Genomic DNA, 18536 nt, shown 5'->3' with positions numbered 1-18536 from the left:
TAGTTAAAAAAGTAGTTATTATGTTTAATATTTCGCCCAAATTATTACTTTATTTTAAAGGCTATTGTTCTTCAGCAGAAGTCATCCTACTTATTTGTCTAGATGAAGTGTCGTTTTTCCTTGAGCTATAGAGATTTGGAAGAGATGATCCGTATGAGAGGCGAAAGAGTTGATCATTCTACACTACAAAGATGGGTTATTAAGTTTGTTCCTCTTATAGATGAAGCAGTAAGCAAAAGAAAACAACCAGTTGGTGGTAGTTGGAGAATGGATGAGACCTGTGTTAAACTAAACGGGAAGTAGATCTATTTATATAGAGCAGTAGATCGTTATAGTGATACAGTTAACTTTTTTCTATCTGAGCATAGAGACAGGTCTGCAGCTTTTTCTTTTTTTCGTAAGGCGATCACAGAAAATAATATTCTTAAGAAAGTAGTAATTGACAAAAGCGGTAGTAATAAAGCTGCCTTTGATTCGATCAATACCAAATTCCTTATTTACCACTGACTTGGACAGATACCCTTGCAACAAGTAGCATACAAATTTCTTATTCGGCTAGTTCGAATGATCAACCATGGTTAAGGGAAAATGGCTCATATATTTATTGACTTCTTCCTTTACTTTTTTAATTTTTGATTCATTTTCAATATTTTTAAGCACACGATCGATCCATTCTACTACCAATAGCATATCAGAGGCTACCAATCCTCTAGTCGTTATTGCAGCTGTTCCCAAGCGGATACCTGAGGTTATTTGTGGCGTGGTACGGTCAAAAGGGATTAAGTTTTTATTAGTGGTAATAGCTGCCTTTTGTAAGGCTGCTTCGGCTTTTTTACCCGAGATATTTTTACTAGATAAGTCCAACAATAATAAGTGGTTATCTGTTCCATCAGATATAATTTTATATCCTTTATCCATCAATGCTTGTGCCATAACGGTTGCATTTTTTTGTACTTGTATGGCATAAGCTTTATAGTTGCTTGTCATGGCTTCGTAGCATGCAATAGCCTTGGCAGCAATACTATGCACCAGTGGTCCACCCTGTGTGCCAGGGAAGACAGCAGCATCAAGTAGCGTAGACATACGTTGAACCATCCCTTTGGCATTGGTTTTACCAAAGGGATTATTAAAATCTTTTCCCATCAGTATCATACCACCTCGAGGCCCTCGCAATGTTTTATGCGTTGTAGTAGTTACAAAGTGGCAATGCGGGAAGGGATTATTGAGTAACCCTTGGCTAATAAGACCTGCAGGATGGGCAATATCTGCCCATAAAAATGCACCTATTTCATCTGCAATCGCCCGTAGTCGTACATAGTCCCAATCACGGCTATAGGCAGAAGCACCACAAATCATCATAACGGGTTGTAGCCTCCTTGCCTTTTGTGCAACTTCTTCCCATTCCACACGCCCCGTTTCTCGGTTTACACCATAAAAAAAAGATTGATATAATTTGCCAGAAAAATTTACAGGAGATCCATGGGTTAAGTGACCACCATGGGCTAGATTAAATCCCAAAATTTTATCACCGGGCTTTAAAACCCCCATCATCAACGCTGCATTTGCCTGTGAACCAGAATGTGGTTGTACATTCACCCAATCCACATTGAACAATGCTTTGGCTCGTTCAATAGCTAAGGATTCTACTTCATCCACAATATGACAACCACCATAATAGCGTTTGCCTGGAAGGCCTTCTGCATACTTATTCGTTAGAATGCTTCCTGTGGCAGCAGCTATTTGAGCAGAAACAAAATTTTCAGAAGCGATCAACTCTAATCCTTCTTCTTGACGTATTTTTTCTTTTGCTATCAGTTTAAGAATAATTGAATCCTGTTTGATCATCTCAGATGTATAATTAAGATCATTACAGTGCGTGGCGTCCGGTGCACACGAACTCTAATAGAAGGGTTAATCAACGCCTAAAAGACTTATATGCGCTAGCATTAAGTTATACATTTTAACGTTATTTTGATGCATGGCAAGCTCTAATGGTGTAATCTCTTTTTTATTTTGTATGCATATCCCCTTACCAGCGCGTGCTAATAGTTTTTTTAAAATGGCCATATGTTGGTATTGAACAGCATAATGTAAAGCGGTTTGGCCTATATTGTTTTGTATATTTACATCAATGGAAGCACAACGCAATAAGCCATTCACGGTTTTTAGCTGATTAGTAGCTGCTGCATAGTGTAATGGTGTACTGCCCGTACTATCTTGTGCATTGACTTCCAATAAGGGATGATTCAACAAAATTTTTAAAAACTTACTTTTTTTATTTGTAGCTATAAAATGCAGTGGGGTAGCCCCATTATTTGCTTTTGCATTAATATTAAAACGTTCAGACTTTACTAATGCGCTAAAGATACCTACTGCATTTTGCTTGGCAGCCCAATACAACTCAGTATATCCCTTTTTATCTTTCGTTTCAATAATTTGTTTTTGTTGCAACAACAGTTGTACGATTGGAAGACTACCTCTTTCAATGGCCATCCGTAAAGGGCTAAGACTGGCGCTACAAGTGGCACCTGCTTGCAATAGTAATTGAACAAGGTCCTTTCTATTTTGTTGAATAGCAAGTTGTAATGCATTGTATCCTTTATGATTTACAATATTTGGATTTGCACCAGCTACTAGCAAAAGCGATGCAATCCTTTTATGTCCTCTCTGAATCGCCAGTAATAAAGGTGTATGGCCATTTCTAATACTCACTTGATCCAAAAAAGCTTTGGCTTCAACCAAGTGTGCTACAATTGCTGTCTTAGCATATTTAGCCGCATAGTGTAATGGGGTATATCCTAAAAAATCTTGATTATTAATGTTTTTTACATCACGTAATAAAGCAGTAACCTTTTTTAAATTATTCTCTTGAATGGCCCATATAAGCTGTTTATCTGCAATAGATGGCTTGTTCGTTCCAGCCGCTACGTTTGGCTCTGATGTAGCATGGATATATGAACCGCTAATGGATGGCATCCAAAAGAAAATAAATACTTTTAAATATTTTGCAGAAAAAAAGACAAAAGATGATGGTTGCATATGGTTCTGTCGCGTCTATATTTTCGTTAGTAACGTCTTTTCTTTTAAGTGAAGTTTTGGATATATATTGGTTATTATTCGGCCATTAGCATAACAAAATTCTCAAAAGTAGAAAGATGATTTTTAGCTCCGATTACTTGTCCTTTTTGAATCATAGGAATGTTTTCTATCTCTACAATGGTCTAGAGTAAAGAAATGGTTGGACCACTTAAAATTAAGCATATCTATTGCTTCTGATTGCTCGCAATACAGTAGCTGACTAACTTGATTCTTCATTGTTTACCCATTCCCTTCTCATCCCAAGGTACGTTCAGTTTTCCCGAATACGGCGGTCCGACAGTCTTCTTCATAAACCTTGCACAACTCTCTCAGGATAGTTAATCATTCCACTACCAATGTACAACATCCCCATTGTATAGAGTTTGCTATTGGGATAGCTTTGCCACCCACACCCACGGCCTTTTCTTCTATGGGTTAAGTATCTGCGAAATCGGTTATTAATAAAGTCCTGCAATCTAACAAAAGCTTCACTGGAATTCGTATGTTTAAAATAGTTAACCCATCCTAACACTATTGGTTTTATTTGCTCGATGAATGCTTGAGGTTTGATTGGTGCTCTTCTACAAGTCAGGTATTTTAGTCTGTTACGGATGCTTTGTTGGGATTGTTTCGTTGGAAATACATAAATGCTATTTCTGCCACTTGTTGGACTCTTTCTTTTTACAAAGTAAAAACCTATGAAGTTAAAGCCTTCTTTCAGTTTCGTTATTCGTGTTTTTTGGTGGTTAATAATGAGCGATAACCTCTTTACTAATTCTATGAATTTCTCCAGCGCTAAGCTAGCACTCTTACGACATACCAAAATTGCATCATCACAATACCTATGCAAGGTTGCGCTTAGCTTTTCTGGATACCCCCTTGAGTGCCACACTTGGTCTATAACATTTAGGTAGATATTACTATACAACGGTGATATTGGTGATCCTTGCGGTACTCCAACTTTCTTGCATGTAATTTTACCTTGTTTTACTATTGACGTTGTTAGGGTTTGTTTAATTAGCTTCAACATACTGCCATCTGCTATCCTTTTACTAATAAGTTTTAATAATTTTTCGTGTGAGATGCTAGTAAAGTATGATTGAAAATCAATCTCAACTACGCCCCATGCCTGCTGGTATAGATCTTCTCGGATCACTAAACTCGCTTGTTTGGTTCCTCGTTTCGGTCTATAGCCGTATGAACATTCATGAAAATCAGCTTCGAAGATCGGTTCAATGACTATTTTCATTGCTGTGAGCACTATGAGATCTTCTACGGTCATTACCTCTAGTGGCCTTGTTCCACCTTTAGCTTTGGGTATTTCTACCAACCTGCTTGAGGTAAATTTGTATAGCTTTGCGCGTAGTTGCTGCTGCAATTTATTGATAATCTTTGCCTCACCTTGATCTATTATATCACTTATGCTTTTACCATCAATCCCTGCTGAACCTTGATTTGCTTTGACTTGACGCCAAGCTTCCCAAAGTACATCTTTTAGATAAATTTTATCATATATACTATAAAATCTGACTTCCTTACATTGCTTGGATTTGAGATATAGAGTTCTTTGGAGTTGCTGAACTTTTAATGTTCCGTTCATAGCTTTAGGGCAATCAGACATTCTCAACTCTTTTAAACTCGTTAACTGAAGTAGGGTCCCTTTCCTCTTGAGTGGTTTCCCAATCAATACGAACGGTATTATAGACCCCGCGGACTTCTGATATGACCCTTATTGATTTCGCTTTACTTATACAATAAAGTTTCCAGTGGCCTACTGGATTCATATCAGATCTCCCGGACTACGATGTGAAACATTCATAGCGTGCAACCCCTAACACCCCGGCACTTGTATGATGGTCATGGTCTATTTTTTCCATCCTACTATCAGCCTTCCTGTAGCCACTAGACAGTCGGCAAATGTGCTTAAACGGCTTAACGAGGCTAATTTGGGTTCACTTTTGTTGCAGCCCGCTATTTTGCAGATGCATTTAAAGGTAACTTAAACCTGTGAATCACCTCACAAATCCAACCTCCTGCTAGACTCCCGAAATAGACAAATTAGAGTCAGGGGACTTACACCTCATTTGTTGCACACCTGTGCCGGCGTGCAATGGCTGCAGCCTTAAAACACTTAAAACTAAGCATAGGTTTTAGCCGTTTTTTGATAAACCTATGATCTTGTTCAACTCTATTATTCAAGTATTTGTTTTGAAATATTTGAATGGTATAATCTTGATCAAGTTCTGTATTGATCGTATCAAGGGCAGCTTTATTACTACCGCTTTTGTCAATTACTACTTTCTTAGGAATATTATTTTCTGTGATCGCCTTACGAAAAAAAGAAAAAGCTGCAGACTTGTCTCTATGCTCAGATAGAAAAAAGTTAACTGTATCACCATAATGATCTACTGTTCTATATAAATAGATCCACTTCCCGTTTAGTTTAATATAGGTCTCATCCATTCTCCAACTACCACCAACTGGTCGTTTTCTTTTGCTTACTGCTTCATCTATAAGAGGAACAAACTTAATAACCCATCTTTGTAGCGTAGAACGATCAACTCTTGCGCCTCTCATACGCATCATATCTTCCAAATCTCTATAGCTCAAGGAAAAACGACACTTCATCTAGACAAATAACAGGATGACTTCTGCTGAAGAACAATAGCCCTTAAAATAAGGTAATAATTTGGGCGAAATATTAAACATAATAACTACTTTTTTAACTGCAGATGCTAAAATAATGATTTTTTAGAATAAACGCGACAGAACCTAGTTTTTTCTTCCGAACTAAAATTCCTAATCTTATTTCTACACATCTGATTAATTTATTGTATGACTTTAAAACTAAACAATACGGAAAATAAATTAAAAGATTTTTGTCCGAATTTTTCAGACCAGTATAATTATCAAGGCGCTAAAAACCTACTCTAGAAACAACTGTTTGTTTTTGACACGTTGGGTGACGGAAAAAGTTTGCACATGGTCGACAAAGGGAAGCATATAGATTTTTTCTACTACCATCGTTTGGTAACTAGATAAATGCTTAGCATGCACCATTAAAATAAAATCAAAGTCACCTATTACTTGATAACAAGTTGTAATGGGTGCTATTTTAGCAACTGTAAGTTTAAATAACTTGATATTTTCAGCTGTGATTTTATGCAGGCGAATACCAACCATTACATGCACCAAAAAACCTAACTTTGAATAGTCAATTTGTGCAGAATAATTGGTGATGATTTCATATTGCTCTAACTTTTTTACCCGTTCAAGCGTAGCAGCAGGAGACAGATTGATTTTTTGTGCAAGCGCAGCATTTGTGATTTTTGAATCAACTTGCAGAATATTTAAAATATGTTTATCTATTTTATCCAGTTCCATATTACCTAAAAACAGAAAAAACGCTTGTCCATTCAACTTTCTAGCAACATGAAACAAGAAAAAACACCCCCTTTTAAAAAGTTACCAGTAGGCAAGCTGCCCTTAAAGAGGCATAGAAAAGCAGTTTAATGGGGTTTCAGAACGGCTTCTGATTTTCCAGCTTTAAATACCATTGCCTAAATGGATACTAACGTTGTAATAAATTTTAGTAGTCAATATTTAAGCTAACAGGCAGTAAAACTTAGACTTTAAAGTTTTCAGTTAAGTTTAGTGTGTCAGGTATTCTGTTAAGATACGAGGGAAGTGTTCAATGAACTGTGTCACAGTACTGCTCTATCTCAACTCGAACTTTAACCTACCGGGAAAAAAGATGTCGAGCTGAAATATCGTTAATGCCCATTCTCGCACGAGCATAGTCCACTTTTCTTCCATCTTTTTTATGGCACAATATACTAATTTATACAAGGAATTTATACTGGTAAATGGGTCTTTTTTTTTAAGTATGTAAATATTTTTTAGAATTTATCTTTACCTAAATCATAACACTTAAAACAATGAAAAGAAAAGAGACAGTTAAAGATGGGATAAGCAAGGCCATAGATGTACTGATAACGTAAGTTCGGGATTTATTTGACTGATTTACAACAATTTAATATCAATTATTTAGTTAATATTTGCACCTATTTAACAAGTTTTTATATCTAATTCTATAAATATAATACATATAATAAACTGATTATAAGAATTATTTGTTATTCAACTACCTATTTAACTGTCTATAAAACAAATTTTATAAATTTTCATTGATATTGATTATCAAATGCAAAAATAATCTAATCCTGAACTCACGTTGATAGAATCAGGTGTAGACCTTTCCAGACTTTTTGATCAAGACGGCTTACTCAAACAATTAAGTAAGCGTCTTGTAGAAAAAGCATTACAGTCAGAAATGGATGACCATTTAGGTTATAATAAGTATGCACGTAGTGATTCAGAGAATGTACGTAATGGATTATCCAGTAAGCAAGTTATTACTGATAATGGCATTATATCGGTTGAAGTACCCAGAGATAGAGCATCGACTTTTGAACCTATTTTATTGCCTAATCGTCAAACAAGAATTCCTGGTTTGGATGATAAGATCTTATCTTTATATGCTAAAGGTATGAGTCTGTCAGATATTCAGATTCAAATACAGGAATTATATGGCGCAGAAGTAAGTGAAAGCCTGATAAGTAACATCACAGACTCTGTTATTGAAGATGTTAAGATATGGAAAAATCGTCCCTTAGAATCAGTCTATTCTATTGTTTTTTTTGATTGCTTTGTAGTTAAAGTTAGACAAGATAAGCGCATCATCAACAAGGCAGTCTATGTTGCTTTAGGTATAGATAGATCTGGCATAAAGGATGTTTTAGGGCTTTGGATGAGTGAAAATGAAGGGGCTAAATTTTGGTTAACGTGAGTTCGGGATTAGATTATTTTTTCATTTGATAATCAATATCAATGAAAATTTATAAAATTTGTTTTATAGACAGTCAAATAGGTAGTTGAATAACAAATAATTCTTATAATCAGTTTATTATATATATTATATTTATAAAATTAGATATAAAAACTTGTTAAATAGGTGCAAATATTAACTAAATAATTGATATTAAATTGTTGTAAATCAGTCAAATAAATCCCGAACTTACGTTGGTTAGGCAATTTAACAGAACTCAAAAATCGGGGTATGAACGATATGCTCATTGAATGTACAGATAATTTGTCAGGCATGTCTAAGGCCATTGCTGCCGTATACCCAAAAACGGAACATCAGCTCTGTATTGCTCATGCAATTAGGAGTAATTTGCAGTATGTTTCTTATAAACATAGAAAGGTATTAGTTGCTGATTTAAAACCAATTTATACAGCAGTTACCGAGCAAGAAGCATTGATGGCCTTAGAAGCTTTTGCTACTAAGTGGAATCAACAATACCCACAAATAGCCCAATCTTGGTATGCTAACTGGGATAATCTGATGGTATTTTTACAGTACCCTAATGCCATACGTAAGGTCATTTACACAACAAATGTTTGGAATCTGTAAATAGCCAATTTCGTAGAGTTACCAAAAATAAAAAAGTGTTCCCTAACGATCTAGCTGTTTTTAAAACATTATATCTAACTATTAACTACATGACTAAAAAATGGACCACCTCTATTCATAACTGGAGCGAGACTATGGCACATTTTTTAATTAAATTTGAAAACAGAATTGAATAAAACCAAAAAATAATTTACACACTTAAGTGGACAGAGCCCCGAATTCAGGTTGTATACGTGAGTTCGGGATTGGATTATTTTTTCATTTGATAATCAATATCAATTAAAATTTATAAAATTTGTTTTATTAGACAGTTAAATAGGTAGTTGAATAACAAATAATTCTGTTAATCAGTTTATTATATATATTATGTTTATAAAATTAGATATAAAAATTTGTTAAATAGGTACAAATATTAACTAAATAATTGATATTAAATTGTTGTAAATCAGTCAAATAAATCCCGAACTTACGTTATATAGTCTTTTGAGCCATTTCCCTTTTAGCAACCAACTCTATTGATTCAGGCAATGGCGTCAACTTAGCGCATAAATGTTATTTACCATTAGACAGAATAGCATGTTTTTTATATTTGATAAGTTTATCAAATATAATTTTTTTCTTACTTGGCAACATTACCTAAAAGCAAGAAAAAACTGCCCTTTGTAAAAAGCTATGAACCTGAGTTCGGGATTAGCTTGTTAAAAAATAGCTTTAAAAAGCTCCTTTGTGTTTTAAATTTGGAGATAAAAAAATACTAACCAGATTATCCAAAGGAGCCAGTTATGAATGTAGAAAAATTAGTTGAAATATATTATGCTGTTGATGAATTTCTCATAAAGTTTATGCCGTATATGGAAAAACAACTGTTAACCAACTCTAAAAGAAAACCCACTAGAACTTGTTCATTAACTTTGAGTGAAATAATGACTGTTCTTATTGCCTTTCATGTGATTGGTTTTAGAAATTTTAAGTCTTATTATATTCATTTACAGCAATTTCATTCTAGTAAATTTGGAAAATTAGTAAGCTAGAATAGATTTATAGAACTGATCCAAAGAACGTTAGTTCCCTTGTACTGTTTTACACAAAGTCTTTCTAAAACAAAAACAGGTTGTTATTTTATGGATGCAACGGCCATCAAGGTTTGCCATATCAAAAGAGCCTATACGCACAGGGTTTTTAAATCGATTGCTACTAAAGGTAAAACCAGCATCGGTTGGTTTTTTGGATTAAAGTTGCACTTGATAGTCAATTATTTAGGAGAAATTATGAATTTTCAACTGACCACAGGTAAAACTAATGATAGGCTTCCTGTAGAAAATTTATGTAAACACTTGATGGGTAAAATGTTTGCCGATAAAGGTTACATAAGCAAAGATTTATTTAAAAAACTGATCGAGAAAGGCGTGGAACTCATTACCCAGATCAGAAAAAATATGAAAAATGCTTTTATGCCACTCTGGGATAAACTGATGCTTAGAAAACGATCTATAATTGAAACTATTATAGATCAGCTCAAAAATATTAGCCAGATAGAACATTCCAGGCATAGAAGCATACCTAATTTTCCAGTCAATTTGATAGCTGGAATTACAGCTTATGCACTAAAAGATAAAAAACCTTCTATAACTAATATATATATGACTGGTTCACAATACGTCTAATCCCGAACTGAGGTTATTATCTTAATACGCCTTACAGCTGACGGAAAAAACAGTTTAGTAGCGGCTACGAGTTGGCGTCTGCTTGTACAGCTCTAAGGTGTGCTTAAAGCAACTTTTTGCACAGGGCATGGCTTGTATACACTTTTTGGTCAAGTAAAAAGTATCATATAAATGCTTTCTATTTATGTTACAAATTGGAGATTGTGTATTGGGTGATTTTCCACTTTTATTGGCACCCATGGAAGATGTTAGTGATCCTTCCTTTCGTGCCATATGCAAGGCACATGGTGCAGATCTGATGTATACGGAATTTATTTCCTCCGAAGGGCTGATTAGAGATGCTACCAAAAGTGTAAAAAAGTTGGAAATATATGAAGATGAACGCCCTATTGGCATACAAATCTTTGGAGATGTAATAGAGGTCATGCGAGAAGCAGCTGCTATTGTAGAAAGGGCTCAGCCAACCTTATTGGACATCAACTATGGTTGTCCTGTTAAACAGGTAGCTTGCAAAGGAGCGGGTGCTGGTATTCTCTTAGATCTTCCTAAAATGCAGGCCATGGCTGCAGAAATTGTCAAACAAGTTTCCATTCCGGTTACGGTCAAAACGCGCTTAGGGTGGGACCACGAATCGATTAAAATTTTGGAAGTAGTGCATCGTCTTCAAGACGTTGGGGTACAGGCTGTAACCATTCATGGAAGAACCCGACAACAAATGTACAAAGGATCGGCAGACTGGAGCTATATTGGGGCTGCAAAAGCAGATCCAACTATTCATATCCCCATTTTTGGGAATGGTGACATTGACAGCCCTACCAAGGCAGTTGCCTATAAAAATGAATATGGCGTCGATGGTATTATGATTGGCCGTGCAAGCATTGGCTACCCTTGGATTTTTAGAGAAATCAAACACTACCATACAACAGGTAGCCTACTCCCCCCCCCTACCCTAACAGAACGGATTGAAACGGTAAAAAAACATTTGGTACATGCCATACAATGGAAAGGAGAACGAACGGGCATACTAGAAATGAGACGCCATTATACCAATTACTTTAGAGGGGTGTCTGGCATAAGGGAATACCGATCCAGTTTGGTAACTGCCAACACGTATACAGCCATATGTGACCTCTTAGATGAAATGATGCAAAAAGTGCCCAATGCATGCTAGTCTCTACCTGTACTACCATGGCCTCCCGTTCCCCTAGCAGTTTGATCTAGCACTGGTACCACTTTCCAAAGAATCGACGCATATTTGGAAACTACCAGCTGCGCAATTCTATCCCCATCCTGCACAACAAAGGGCTGATCAGAGAGATTTATGAGTAATACTTTTATTTCCCCTCTGTAGTCTGCATCAATGGTTCCGGGACTGTTTAAAACCGTAATACCATGGTGCAATGCCAATCCGCTACGTGGCCTTACTTGCGCCTCATATCCTTGTGGCAAAGCAATAGAAATACCCGTAGCAATTAGTATTCTTTGTCCAGAAGACAACCGAATAGGAAGAGGGGTCAAAGCACGCAGATCCATACCACTAGCCCCCAATGTAGCATAAGCAGGCAATGGATGGTGTGATTGGTTCACAATTCGAACTTCCATACAATACGAATCATTTAAAATATTACTTTTTGCACATCTGTTCAGCACTGACCCACAATATAGGCCATACCAAAAAAGAAATTTTATTGACTGAAGTTACAGCCATCTGAGAACGCAAAATAAGAAAAAACGCCCATTGTAAAAAGTTGCAATCAGAAAGTGTACCTTACAGCTGATCAGCAAAACAGCTTAATGGAGGCCCACAAAGTAACTGCTGTTTTTCCTGGTGGGGCTTGCAATAATTTTTGGCACAGAGCTTGATGTTTTGGCTACTTTTTGATCTAGCAAAAAAATATAAGCAGCATATAAATGCCTTATTTTACAATAGCCTCAAAATGACTTGCAAAAGTAAGTAGTTTAGCTTCTTCAAAATAGTTACCAATAATTTGAATACCAATGGGTAAATTCTTTTGATCTACTCCATTTGGCAAAGAAATAGCCGGTAAGCCAGCTACGGATGCCAATACGGTATAAAGGTCACTCCAATACATGGATAATGGATGGCTTGCAAAACTATTCACCTTAAAAGCAGTAGTGGTAGTGGTAGGCAGTATGATAAAATCGTAACCGCTTAAGATCTCTTGCATCGCCTTTTTAATCATATTACGTACCTTTAGCGCTTTGATATAGTGTGTTTCACATTGAGAGGCACTGAGCACAAAGGCGCCTAACATAATCCGCTTTTTGACTTCCTTAGCAAATCCTTCTGTTCTTGTCTTCGTGTAGACCTCTTCTAATGTGGTAGCATGGCCACTTCTATAGCCATAACGAATGCCATCAAAGCGCGCAAGATTGGTACTTGCTTCTGCATTTACCAATATATAATAAGTAGGTAGGGCATATTTGAGTAGTGCAAAATGCACGTTATCTACTTGATGGCCCTCTTTCTTTAAAAGTTCCAAGCCATGCAATGTATGTTCTTTTATTTCTGGCTGTAACCCTTCATTGCTAAGTGTGCCTGCTAAGCAGGCTACCTTATAACGCCCGGGGTGATGCAATGCCTCCGTATAACGGGGCACTTCTTGAGCGGCTGCGGTATCATCAAATGCATCAGGGCCAGCTATTGCCGACAGTACACTGGCACAATCTTCTACAGTATGGGCCAAAATGCCAGGTGTGTCAAAAGAAGAAGCATAAGCTACTACTCCATGTCTAGAAATTCTACCATAAGAGGGTTTAAGACCTACAAGGCCACAAAATGCAGCTGGCTGCCTAACAGATCCACCTGTATCGGTGCCAATGGAAACATGACACATTTTGGCTTTTACAGCTGCTGCAGATCCACCAGAAGAACCACCTGCGACCCTTGTCTTATCCAAAGGATTGAGTACCGTACCAAAATAAGCATTTTCTGAAGAGGAACCCATGCCAAATTCATCACAATTCTGGTGGCCAATAATCAATGCATCAGCTGCTAAAAGTCGTTCCGTAACCGTTGCATCAAATGGAGAGATATAATTGGCCAAAATTTTACTACCAGCTTGTAATGGATGGTCTTTGTAGGCAATCATATCCTTCAAGCCAACGACCATTCCAGCCAAGGGACCACTCTTATGTTCTATTATTTTCTGATCGACTACAGCAGCATGTTCTATTACTTCTTGATCATAAACATTTACAAAAGCATTTAAGTCTTTTTGGGTTTGAATATGTTGCAATAGCTGCCCAGCTACTTCTATAGAAGTAACGTTTTGTGATGCTAGTAAGGGACGGAGTGAACTAAAAGAATCAGGATGGTACAACATATAGATACAAGATTATAAAGATTAAGATGGTTGGAAATGAATAGCCTCTTTCAAACCTTTATAGCCTGTGAGTTCTACTTCTACTGCACCTATTACGAGGTTAACTTTTAATTTTAGAGGAACTTTATTGACATCATCGGAAATATATGCTTCTACCGGACGCGCTCCGGAAAATATACTATCCTCGGTAGGCACCAAGGGTGCAAAAACCAAGGCTGATGTTTTTCCTAGTTTAGTGGTAATAATCTTTTTTCCAAGAAATAGGATGACAACATCTTCATAGATCTGCTGGCCATGTAAAACCGTTAGTACAAGCTTATCACCTAGTTTTAGATTTGTAGTATCAATGGAACGCAACCCATAGTAGCCACCAATCAGATCTTTAATTTTTTTTGTACTAGGGATAGGATGATAAGTAACTTCATGCTCCATATTATTATGACCTTCAGATACTTTTACCCGGGCTTGATGTACTTGATAATCAAAATCAATTTGTTCTTGCCTTATATAACCATTTTCTTGAAGATGGGTAACACATCTATGTGGCCGTAATGCGTTGGCACCATCTACATCTAAATAACTTTCCCATTTATCCAATACTTTAAAGCCTAAGATACCCAATGCAGTACTAGAAGTACCCTGCACTTGAACCTTATAGCAAAAATCCTCATTTAGCTGATGCAACACCTCATCCACATACATGGTGGCTGTACCAGCATGTATAAAGCTATAGTAAACTTGATATTGTAGCCATTCTCCTCGGCGAAAGGGAGGCTCCAGGCCTACAAGAGCTTTGACATGTACACTACTTAAAAAAATACCCGTTAGAAAACAGAAAAAAAACTTTTTTAAGTATCGTACAACCACCATAAGTATCAAGTAATTCAAAAAACAACCATTATAACCTGAAAAGGTACAACAAAAAAAGCAGCTAGCCAAATCAAATGCGCAATAGATTACTAGAAAATCAACCCATTTATAAAAATTCAAGGCTAGAAATAGGAAAAAAAGAGATAAAAAACTATCTTGCTGAAGTCCTAAATCGGGCATTTGACGGGCATTTAAATGAAGTAATGCTAAAGCTATATAGTAAAATAGTGTATCCATTGAGATCAGTGGTAAAAAAAGGAATCGTATATCATTTCTTAATCAAAAGAGTGTTTGTTCTTGCTTTTTACTTGTTTTTAGGCAGGAGTGGCAAAAAGATGAATGGATACAAGGTAGTAAACCTGTTAAGCCTGAATAATATATTATAAAATGCATGTAAAAAAATATTCTTGTCACACTTTTGCACTGCTTCTTTTCTGTGGATGTAGAAATAAAAATGAATACACCCGTCAAGAAGAAAGGGGGTATCATACGCAGAATCATCATACGGTAGTCTCGTTCTCGATAGAGTCATTCGAAAGAACAATTAGGCCACTATCATTTGATGAGGTTACTAAGTTTAGAACAAAACTATCGGGTAGAACCTCCGAATGGTGTACAAGCGGTACAGAAGAAAAACCATGCAAACTCTGGAAGGAATTTAGACAGACCATACCAGAAGAAATAGTCCAGGAGCTAAAAAAGGAAGATGATACCACACTTCTAGAAAACTATTATGATAGGCTGGGCAACCTATTTAAAGCGCCTACAGAAGAAAATGAAAAAGAAGTGATAGACGCAATTCAAAAGCTACAAGCTAATGTTAAACTGACGCAAGCATGGGAATCGTATCTAGCAGCAAGGTACAATAACCCGGCAACCATTTATCTTACTAAAGCTACATTAGCGTATCAAGAACTATTTTATTTTATTTTAGAAGAAAATAATACACTACATATTAAGCTAAAAAAATGCCAATCTAATCTAGTAAAATGGCAAAAAGATGGCCATCCAATCGGTCAAGCACTATGGAAACTGATTCAGCAAGATTATAGTAGACAACTCAACAGTTCTAAATCTCATAAATATAACAAGGCAGCCATTGCACAAAGTTTAAAGCTCATGGATCAGCTGGCAGATAATCCATATAGTTTAAGTTATAAGGATTTCTTAGAAACACTACCATATGGCATAGGTAAATTAAAGGATACTTTATATGAAGTAGGGTTAAAAGAATCCGACCATATAAATATAAAATTACTAAGAACTTATATCGACCTGACACCAAGTTTATGTTTATATGCATAGTCTATCTTCATTAGACCTAACTAGTGTCCGTTATTTGTAGGGAAGGTGAAAATATTTTTAATATATTCGTAGTGTTAATACCTAAAAAAGAAAAAAGCAAACATAAGCAACAAACTTTTAATCAAAACATTGCTATGTAAATAAAAAAAATATTTCCGCCATTGCTAATAGTGGTATCTACTATGGCAAATCACTGTGGCTCTATAGAGGATTTTCAAGGAAGATATTATATAGAGGGTAAAAAAGATCTTCAAAGGGATGTGATTAGAATTACTTACCTAGGCGAATTTGAAGTTTCTAATGAAAAGGAGATTGAAGTTCATGCATATCCTGCTCTAAAAGAAATAAACATTTTGGGTAATGGATTGTACACTGGTCGTGTAACGCTTACCTATACGCCTGCTGGGAATCATTGATTGCTAGCAGGCAAAAACTAAACCTTTGAGTGATATCATTACAAGCTGTTACCTAGGCGAATTTGGTGAAAAACCTTCAGGAGAGGAACTTCTAAATAGGTTAAAGCAACTATGCCCTAGCTTAAATATGAACTGGATTAGAGTTCGTAGTTTTTCTACTCTAAAACAAATACTCATTTTGCCATAGGAAAGCTTACTATAAATTGGCTAAAAAATATCATACAGATAAATCTCAAGGTCCAAGTGACGAGGACAAGAAAAAATATGAAGATCTAATCAGGAGAGTAAACACAGCATGCAGTTTAATAGACCACCACTTAAGGCAGTAAAGCTGGAATAGAGTTCTAGGTTTGTTTATTATGTATTGGTCTACTTGCCTTTTTGAGCGCATTAGAAGTATCTGTTTAGGCCAGTAGTAAAAAGGGGACAGTTTTTCTTGTTTTTAGGCAGATACATTCTAAAGCAATTAGAAAGCTACCCTCTCCAATCATGGAAAAAATTTATGATGTATTAAGCAAACATTGGGGCTATCATTCCTTTAGACCGCTTCAGGAAGCAATCATTAAGGCCATTTTAGATGGCAAAGATGTATTGGTTTTTTTACCTACTGGCAGTGGCAAATCGCTTTGTTTTCAATTACCAGCCTTATGCAAAGAGGGCTTAACCCTTGTCGTTACGCCACTTATTGCACTTATGAAAGACCAAGTCGCACAACTTGCTCAGAGAGGTATTCACGCAGAGGCCATTTTCTCAGGCATGTCTAGTTTAGAAATAGAACGCAGGCTGGATAATTGCGTATATGGTAGCGTTAAATTATTGTATGTATCCCCAGAACGATTACAGACCGACCTTTTTAAACTTCGTGCTGCTACCATGTCTATTACCACCTTGGTAGTGGATGAGGCCCACTGTATTTCCCAATGGGGATATGACTTTAGGCCTTCTTATTTAGAAATTGCCCAGTTTAAGCAAATGCTTCCAAAGGCCAATACAGTAGCCTTTACAGCTACTGCCACTAAAGCCGTTAAACAGGATATTCAAGATCGTTTGCAACTTAACCATCCACTCTTTTTTGCACAAACTTTTCATAGGCCCAATCTAGTTTACTGGGTACGCAAAACAGACAACAAAGAAGCACAACTGCTCAAAGCATTACAACAGACTTCTGGACCGGCCATTATCTATGTCAACACACGCAAAAAAACAGAAACCATTGCTACTTTTTTGCATAACAATGGTCTCACCAGTACATTTTACCATGCTGGTTTAACCATGGCTGATAGAGCTATCAAACAAGCCATATGGAGTGAAAATAAAGTACGTACCATGGTGGCTACAGCAGCATTTGGCATGGGGATTGATAAAGCAGATGTTGCCTTAGTAGTACACTTAGACCTACCGTCTTCATTAGAAGCCTATTGCCAAGAAGCAGGAAGAGCTGGTCGGAATAATGCCATAGCCTATGCTATTCTTTGGTATGATTTACAAGATATTGCACATTTAAAACAAAAGTGGAAAGAAAGTTACCCCACTATTGATCAAGTAAGAAAAGTTTACCAACATCTGGTTAATTACTATAAAATCGCAGTAGGTTCTCATGCTTTTGTAACCTATGATTTTGACTTAGAGGATTTTAAGAACGCAACTAGACTCTATACAAAAGAAGCCTACTATGGACTAAAAGCATTAGAGTCAGAGGGGGTTATACAGCTCAATGAAGCCTATTACCAACCATCTAAAGTCTATGTGCTCCTATCCAGGGAGGCATTGTATGCATTTCAGCTCCATCATCCTGCTTATGATGCATGCATCAAAGCACTTTTAAGGCTCTATGGTGGCACACTTTTTACGCCATATTGTACAATTGTTGAAAAAAAAATAGCCCAGCTTATTCAGCTTACAGAATACAAGGTACAAGACCAATTATATACCTTACATCGACTAAAGGTTCTGGAATACCTTCCACAAAAAGCAAATCCACAAATTACTTTTTTAACACCACGTTATCTTGCTGCCAAATTGCCATTACCGATTGACAAAATCGAGCAAAAAAATAAAATAGCTTACCAACACATAGAAGCAGTTATACAATACGTTACCAATAATCGGCGCTGCCGTTTGGCTACATTATTGGATTACTTTGATGAAGATGAATCAATTTGCAACCAATGCGATATTTGTAAAAGAAAAGCAACTGAAAAGATAAACCATAATGTTATGATCGAAAGTCGCCATTACGTTATGAATGCCATTAGACAAGGTAAACAGGACCTTAAAAAACTAATAGAAGCGGGCCCCTGAAAAAGAAAAAGCATTGTTGGATACAAATAAGAGGCATGCTAGATGCAAAAGAAATATACTATCAAAACCCTGAGCAACT

General features: G+C 36.4%; 14 protein-coding genes and 6 pseudogenes. 10 read left to right on the top strand and 10 right to left on the bottom strand.

The genetic code is table 11. The features are described from left to right. Nucleotides 1–20 precede the first annotated feature (20 nt). Nucleotides 21–489 (top strand): annotated as a pseudogene (locus NBW36_RS03880) (IS6 family transposase); the annotation flags it as partial. A gap of 66 nt (nucleotides 490–555) precedes the next feature. Here NBW36_RS03880 and glyA read toward each other — a convergent pair. The 4 genes and pseudogenes from glyA to ltrA all read right to left on the bottom strand — a co-directional run bounded on the left by glyA (nucleotide 556) and on the right by ltrA (nucleotide 4699). After that, nucleotides 556–1845, bottom strand: a complete 1290-nt coding sequence (gene glyA / locus NBW36_RS03875) for a serine hydroxymethyltransferase (protein WP_250237915.1) — start codon at nucleotides 1843–1845, stop codon at nucleotides 556–558. A gap of 66 nt (nucleotides 1846–1911) precedes the next feature. Beyond that, entirely contained in the window at nucleotides 1912–2976 is a 1065-nt protein-coding gene (locus NBW36_RS03870; RefSeq protein ID WP_250237914.1) for an ankyrin repeat domain-containing protein, read from the bottom strand. A 137-nt stretch (nucleotides 2977–3113) separates the two neighbouring features. Beyond that, nucleotides 3114–3221, bottom strand: a pseudogene (locus NBW36_RS03865) (IS6 family transposase); the annotation flags it as partial. Between the two features lie 164 nt (nucleotides 3222–3385). After that, nucleotides 3386–4699: a group II intron reverse transcriptase/maturase gene (gene ltrA, locus NBW36_RS03860; protein WP_250237913.1), complete on the bottom strand. Its 1314-nt coding sequence runs from the start codon at nucleotides 4697–4699 to the stop codon at nucleotides 3386–3388. Nucleotides 4700–4937: 238 nt separating this feature from the next. Between ltrA and NBW36_RS03855 the strand changes: the two genes are divergently transcribed. After that, entirely contained in the window at nucleotides 4938–5081 is a 144-nt protein-coding gene (locus tag NBW36_RS03855) for a hypothetical protein (protein WP_250237911.1), read from the top strand. A gap of 106 nt (nucleotides 5082–5187) precedes the next feature. Here NBW36_RS03855 and NBW36_RS03850 read toward each other — a convergent pair. From NBW36_RS03850 to NBW36_RS03840, 3 genes and pseudogenes are all read right to left on the bottom strand, one after another. Next, nucleotides 5188–5787, bottom strand: a pseudogene (locus tag NBW36_RS03850) (IS6 family transposase); the annotation flags it as partial. 216 nt (nucleotides 5788–6003) lie between these two features. After that, nucleotides 6004–6519, bottom strand: a complete 516-nt coding sequence (locus NBW36_RS03845; RefSeq protein WP_250237909.1) for an Lrp/AsnC family transcriptional regulator — start codon at nucleotides 6517–6519, stop codon at nucleotides 6004–6006. Between the two features lie 276 nt (nucleotides 6520–6795). After that, nucleotides 6796–6960: pseudogene (locus NBW36_RS03840) on the bottom strand (IS256 family transposase); the annotation flags it as partial. A gap of 352 nt (nucleotides 6961–7312) precedes the next feature. Between NBW36_RS03840 and NBW36_RS03835 the strand changes: the two are divergent. The 4 genes and pseudogenes from NBW36_RS03835 to dusB all read left to right on the top strand — a co-directional run bounded on the left by NBW36_RS03835 (nucleotide 7313) and on the right by dusB (nucleotide 11389). Beyond that, nucleotides 7313–7927 (top strand): IS256 family transposase, encoded by a 615-nt coding sequence (locus tag NBW36_RS03835; RefSeq protein ID WP_250237907.1) that lies wholly within the window; start codon nucleotides 7313–7315, stop codon nucleotides 7925–7927. A gap of 270 nt (nucleotides 7928–8197) precedes the next feature. Beyond that, a pseudogene (locus NBW36_RS03830) lies at nucleotides 8198–8730 on the top strand (IS256 family transposase). A 606-nt stretch (nucleotides 8731–9336) separates the two neighbouring features. Next, nucleotides 9337–10218: pseudogene (locus NBW36_RS03825) on the top strand (IS982 family transposase). Nucleotides 10219–10402: 184 nt separating this feature from the next. Further along, nucleotides 10403–11389: a tRNA dihydrouridine synthase DusB gene (gene dusB, locus NBW36_RS03820; protein WP_250237904.1), complete on the top strand. Its 987-nt coding sequence runs from the start codon at nucleotides 10403–10405 to the stop codon at nucleotides 11387–11389. Here dusB and dut read toward each other — a convergent pair. The 3 genes from dut to NBW36_RS03805 all read right to left on the bottom strand — a co-directional run bounded on the left by dut (nucleotide 11386) and on the right by NBW36_RS03805 (nucleotide 14453). Then, nucleotides 11386–11820, bottom strand: coding sequence for a dUTP diphosphatase (gene dut, locus NBW36_RS03815; protein WP_250237902.1), 435 nt, complete (start codon nucleotides 11818–11820; stop codon nucleotides 11386–11388). The two genes, dusB and dut, sit on opposite strands and share 4 nt — an antisense overlap. 314 nt (nucleotides 11821–12134) lie before the next feature. Continuing rightward, nucleotides 12135–13565, bottom strand: a complete 1431-nt coding sequence (gene gatA, locus NBW36_RS03810) for an Asp-tRNA(Asn)/Glu-tRNA(Gln) amidotransferase subunit GatA (protein WP_250237899.1) — start codon at nucleotides 13563–13565, stop codon at nucleotides 12135–12137. Nucleotides 13566–13586: 21 nt separating this feature from the next. After that, on the bottom strand, nucleotides 13587–14453 hold the full coding sequence (locus tag NBW36_RS03805; RefSeq protein WP_250237897.1) for a DUF3108 domain-containing protein: 867 nt from the start codon (nucleotides 14451–14453) through the stop codon (nucleotides 13587–13589). Nucleotides 14454–14509: 56 nt separating this feature from the next. Between NBW36_RS03805 and NBW36_RS03800 the strand changes: the two genes are divergently transcribed. The 4 genes from NBW36_RS03800 (at nucleotide 14510) to NBW36_RS03785 (ending at nucleotide 18457) form a co-directional block, all read left to right on the top strand. Beyond that, entirely contained in the window at nucleotides 14510–14821 is a 312-nt protein-coding gene (locus NBW36_RS03800; RefSeq protein ID WP_250237895.1) for a hypothetical protein, read from the top strand. A 1-nt stretch (nucleotide 14822) separates the two neighbouring features. Continuing rightward, entirely contained in the window at nucleotides 14823–15740 is a 918-nt protein-coding gene (locus tag NBW36_RS03795; RefSeq protein WP_250237893.1) for a hypothetical protein, read from the top strand. Nucleotides 15741–15922: 182 nt separating this feature from the next. Beyond that, nucleotides 15923–16156: a hypothetical protein gene (locus NBW36_RS03790; RefSeq protein ID WP_250237890.1), complete on the top strand. Its 234-nt coding sequence runs from the start codon at nucleotides 15923–15925 to the stop codon at nucleotides 16154–16156. Between the two features lie 489 nt (nucleotides 16157–16645). Continuing rightward, complete coding sequence (locus tag NBW36_RS03785) at nucleotides 16646–18457, top strand: RecQ family ATP-dependent DNA helicase (protein WP_250237888.1); 1812 nt, start codon at nucleotides 16646–16648, stop codon at nucleotides 18455–18457. Nucleotides 18458–18536: the final 79 nt, after the last annotated feature.

The organism is Cardinium endosymbiont of Oedothorax gibbosus, assembly GCF_936981045.1.
In the GTDB taxonomy this organism is placed as follows: Bacteria; Bacteroidota; Bacteroidia; order Cytophagales; family Amoebophilaceae; genus Cardinium.
The sequence above is the reverse complement of the archived record's forward strand: the minus strand, read 5'-3'. Positions and strand labels throughout refer to the sequence as shown.

Bases quoted from the DNA above. Each gene is read 5' to 3' on its own strand.
- gatA (WP_250237899.1), bottom strand. From the start codon at position 13,565: ATGTTGTACCATCCTGATTCTTTTAGTTCACTCCGTCCCTTACTAGCA.
- dusB (WP_250237904.1), top strand. From the start codon at position 10,403: ATGTTACAAATTGGAGATTGTGTATTGGGTGATTTTCCACTTTTATTG.
- NBW36_RS03785 (WP_250237888.1), top strand. From the start codon at position 16,646: ATGGAAAAAATTTATGATGTATTAAGCAAACATTGGGGCTATCATTCC.
- NBW36_RS03795 (WP_250237893.1), top strand. From the start codon at position 14,823: ATGCATGTAAAAAAATATTCTTGTCACACTTTTGCACTGCTTCTTTTC.
- dut (WP_250237902.1), bottom strand. From the start codon at position 11,820: ATGGAAGTTCGAATTGTGAACCAATCACACCATCCATTGCCTGCTTAT.
- glyA (WP_250237915.1), bottom strand. From the start codon at position 1,845: ATGATCAAACAGGATTCAATTATTCTTAAACTGATAGCAAAAGAAAAA.
- NBW36_RS03870 (WP_250237914.1), bottom strand. From the start codon at position 2,976: ATGCCATCCATTAGCGGTTCATATATCCATGCTACATCAGAGCCAAAC.
- NBW36_RS03855 (WP_250237911.1), top strand. From the start codon at position 4,938: ATGGTCTATTTTTTCCATCCTACTATCAGCCTTCCTGTAGCCACTAGA.
- NBW36_RS03790 (WP_250237890.1), top strand. From the start codon at position 15,923: ATGGCAAATCACTGTGGCTCTATAGAGGATTTTCAAGGAAGATATTAT.
- ltrA (WP_250237913.1), bottom strand. From the start codon at position 4,699: ATGTCTGATTGCCCTAAAGCTATGAACGGAACATTAAAAGTTCAGCAA.
- NBW36_RS03800 (WP_250237895.1), top strand. From the start codon at position 14,510: ATGCGCAATAGATTACTAGAAAATCAACCCATTTATAAAAATTCAAGG.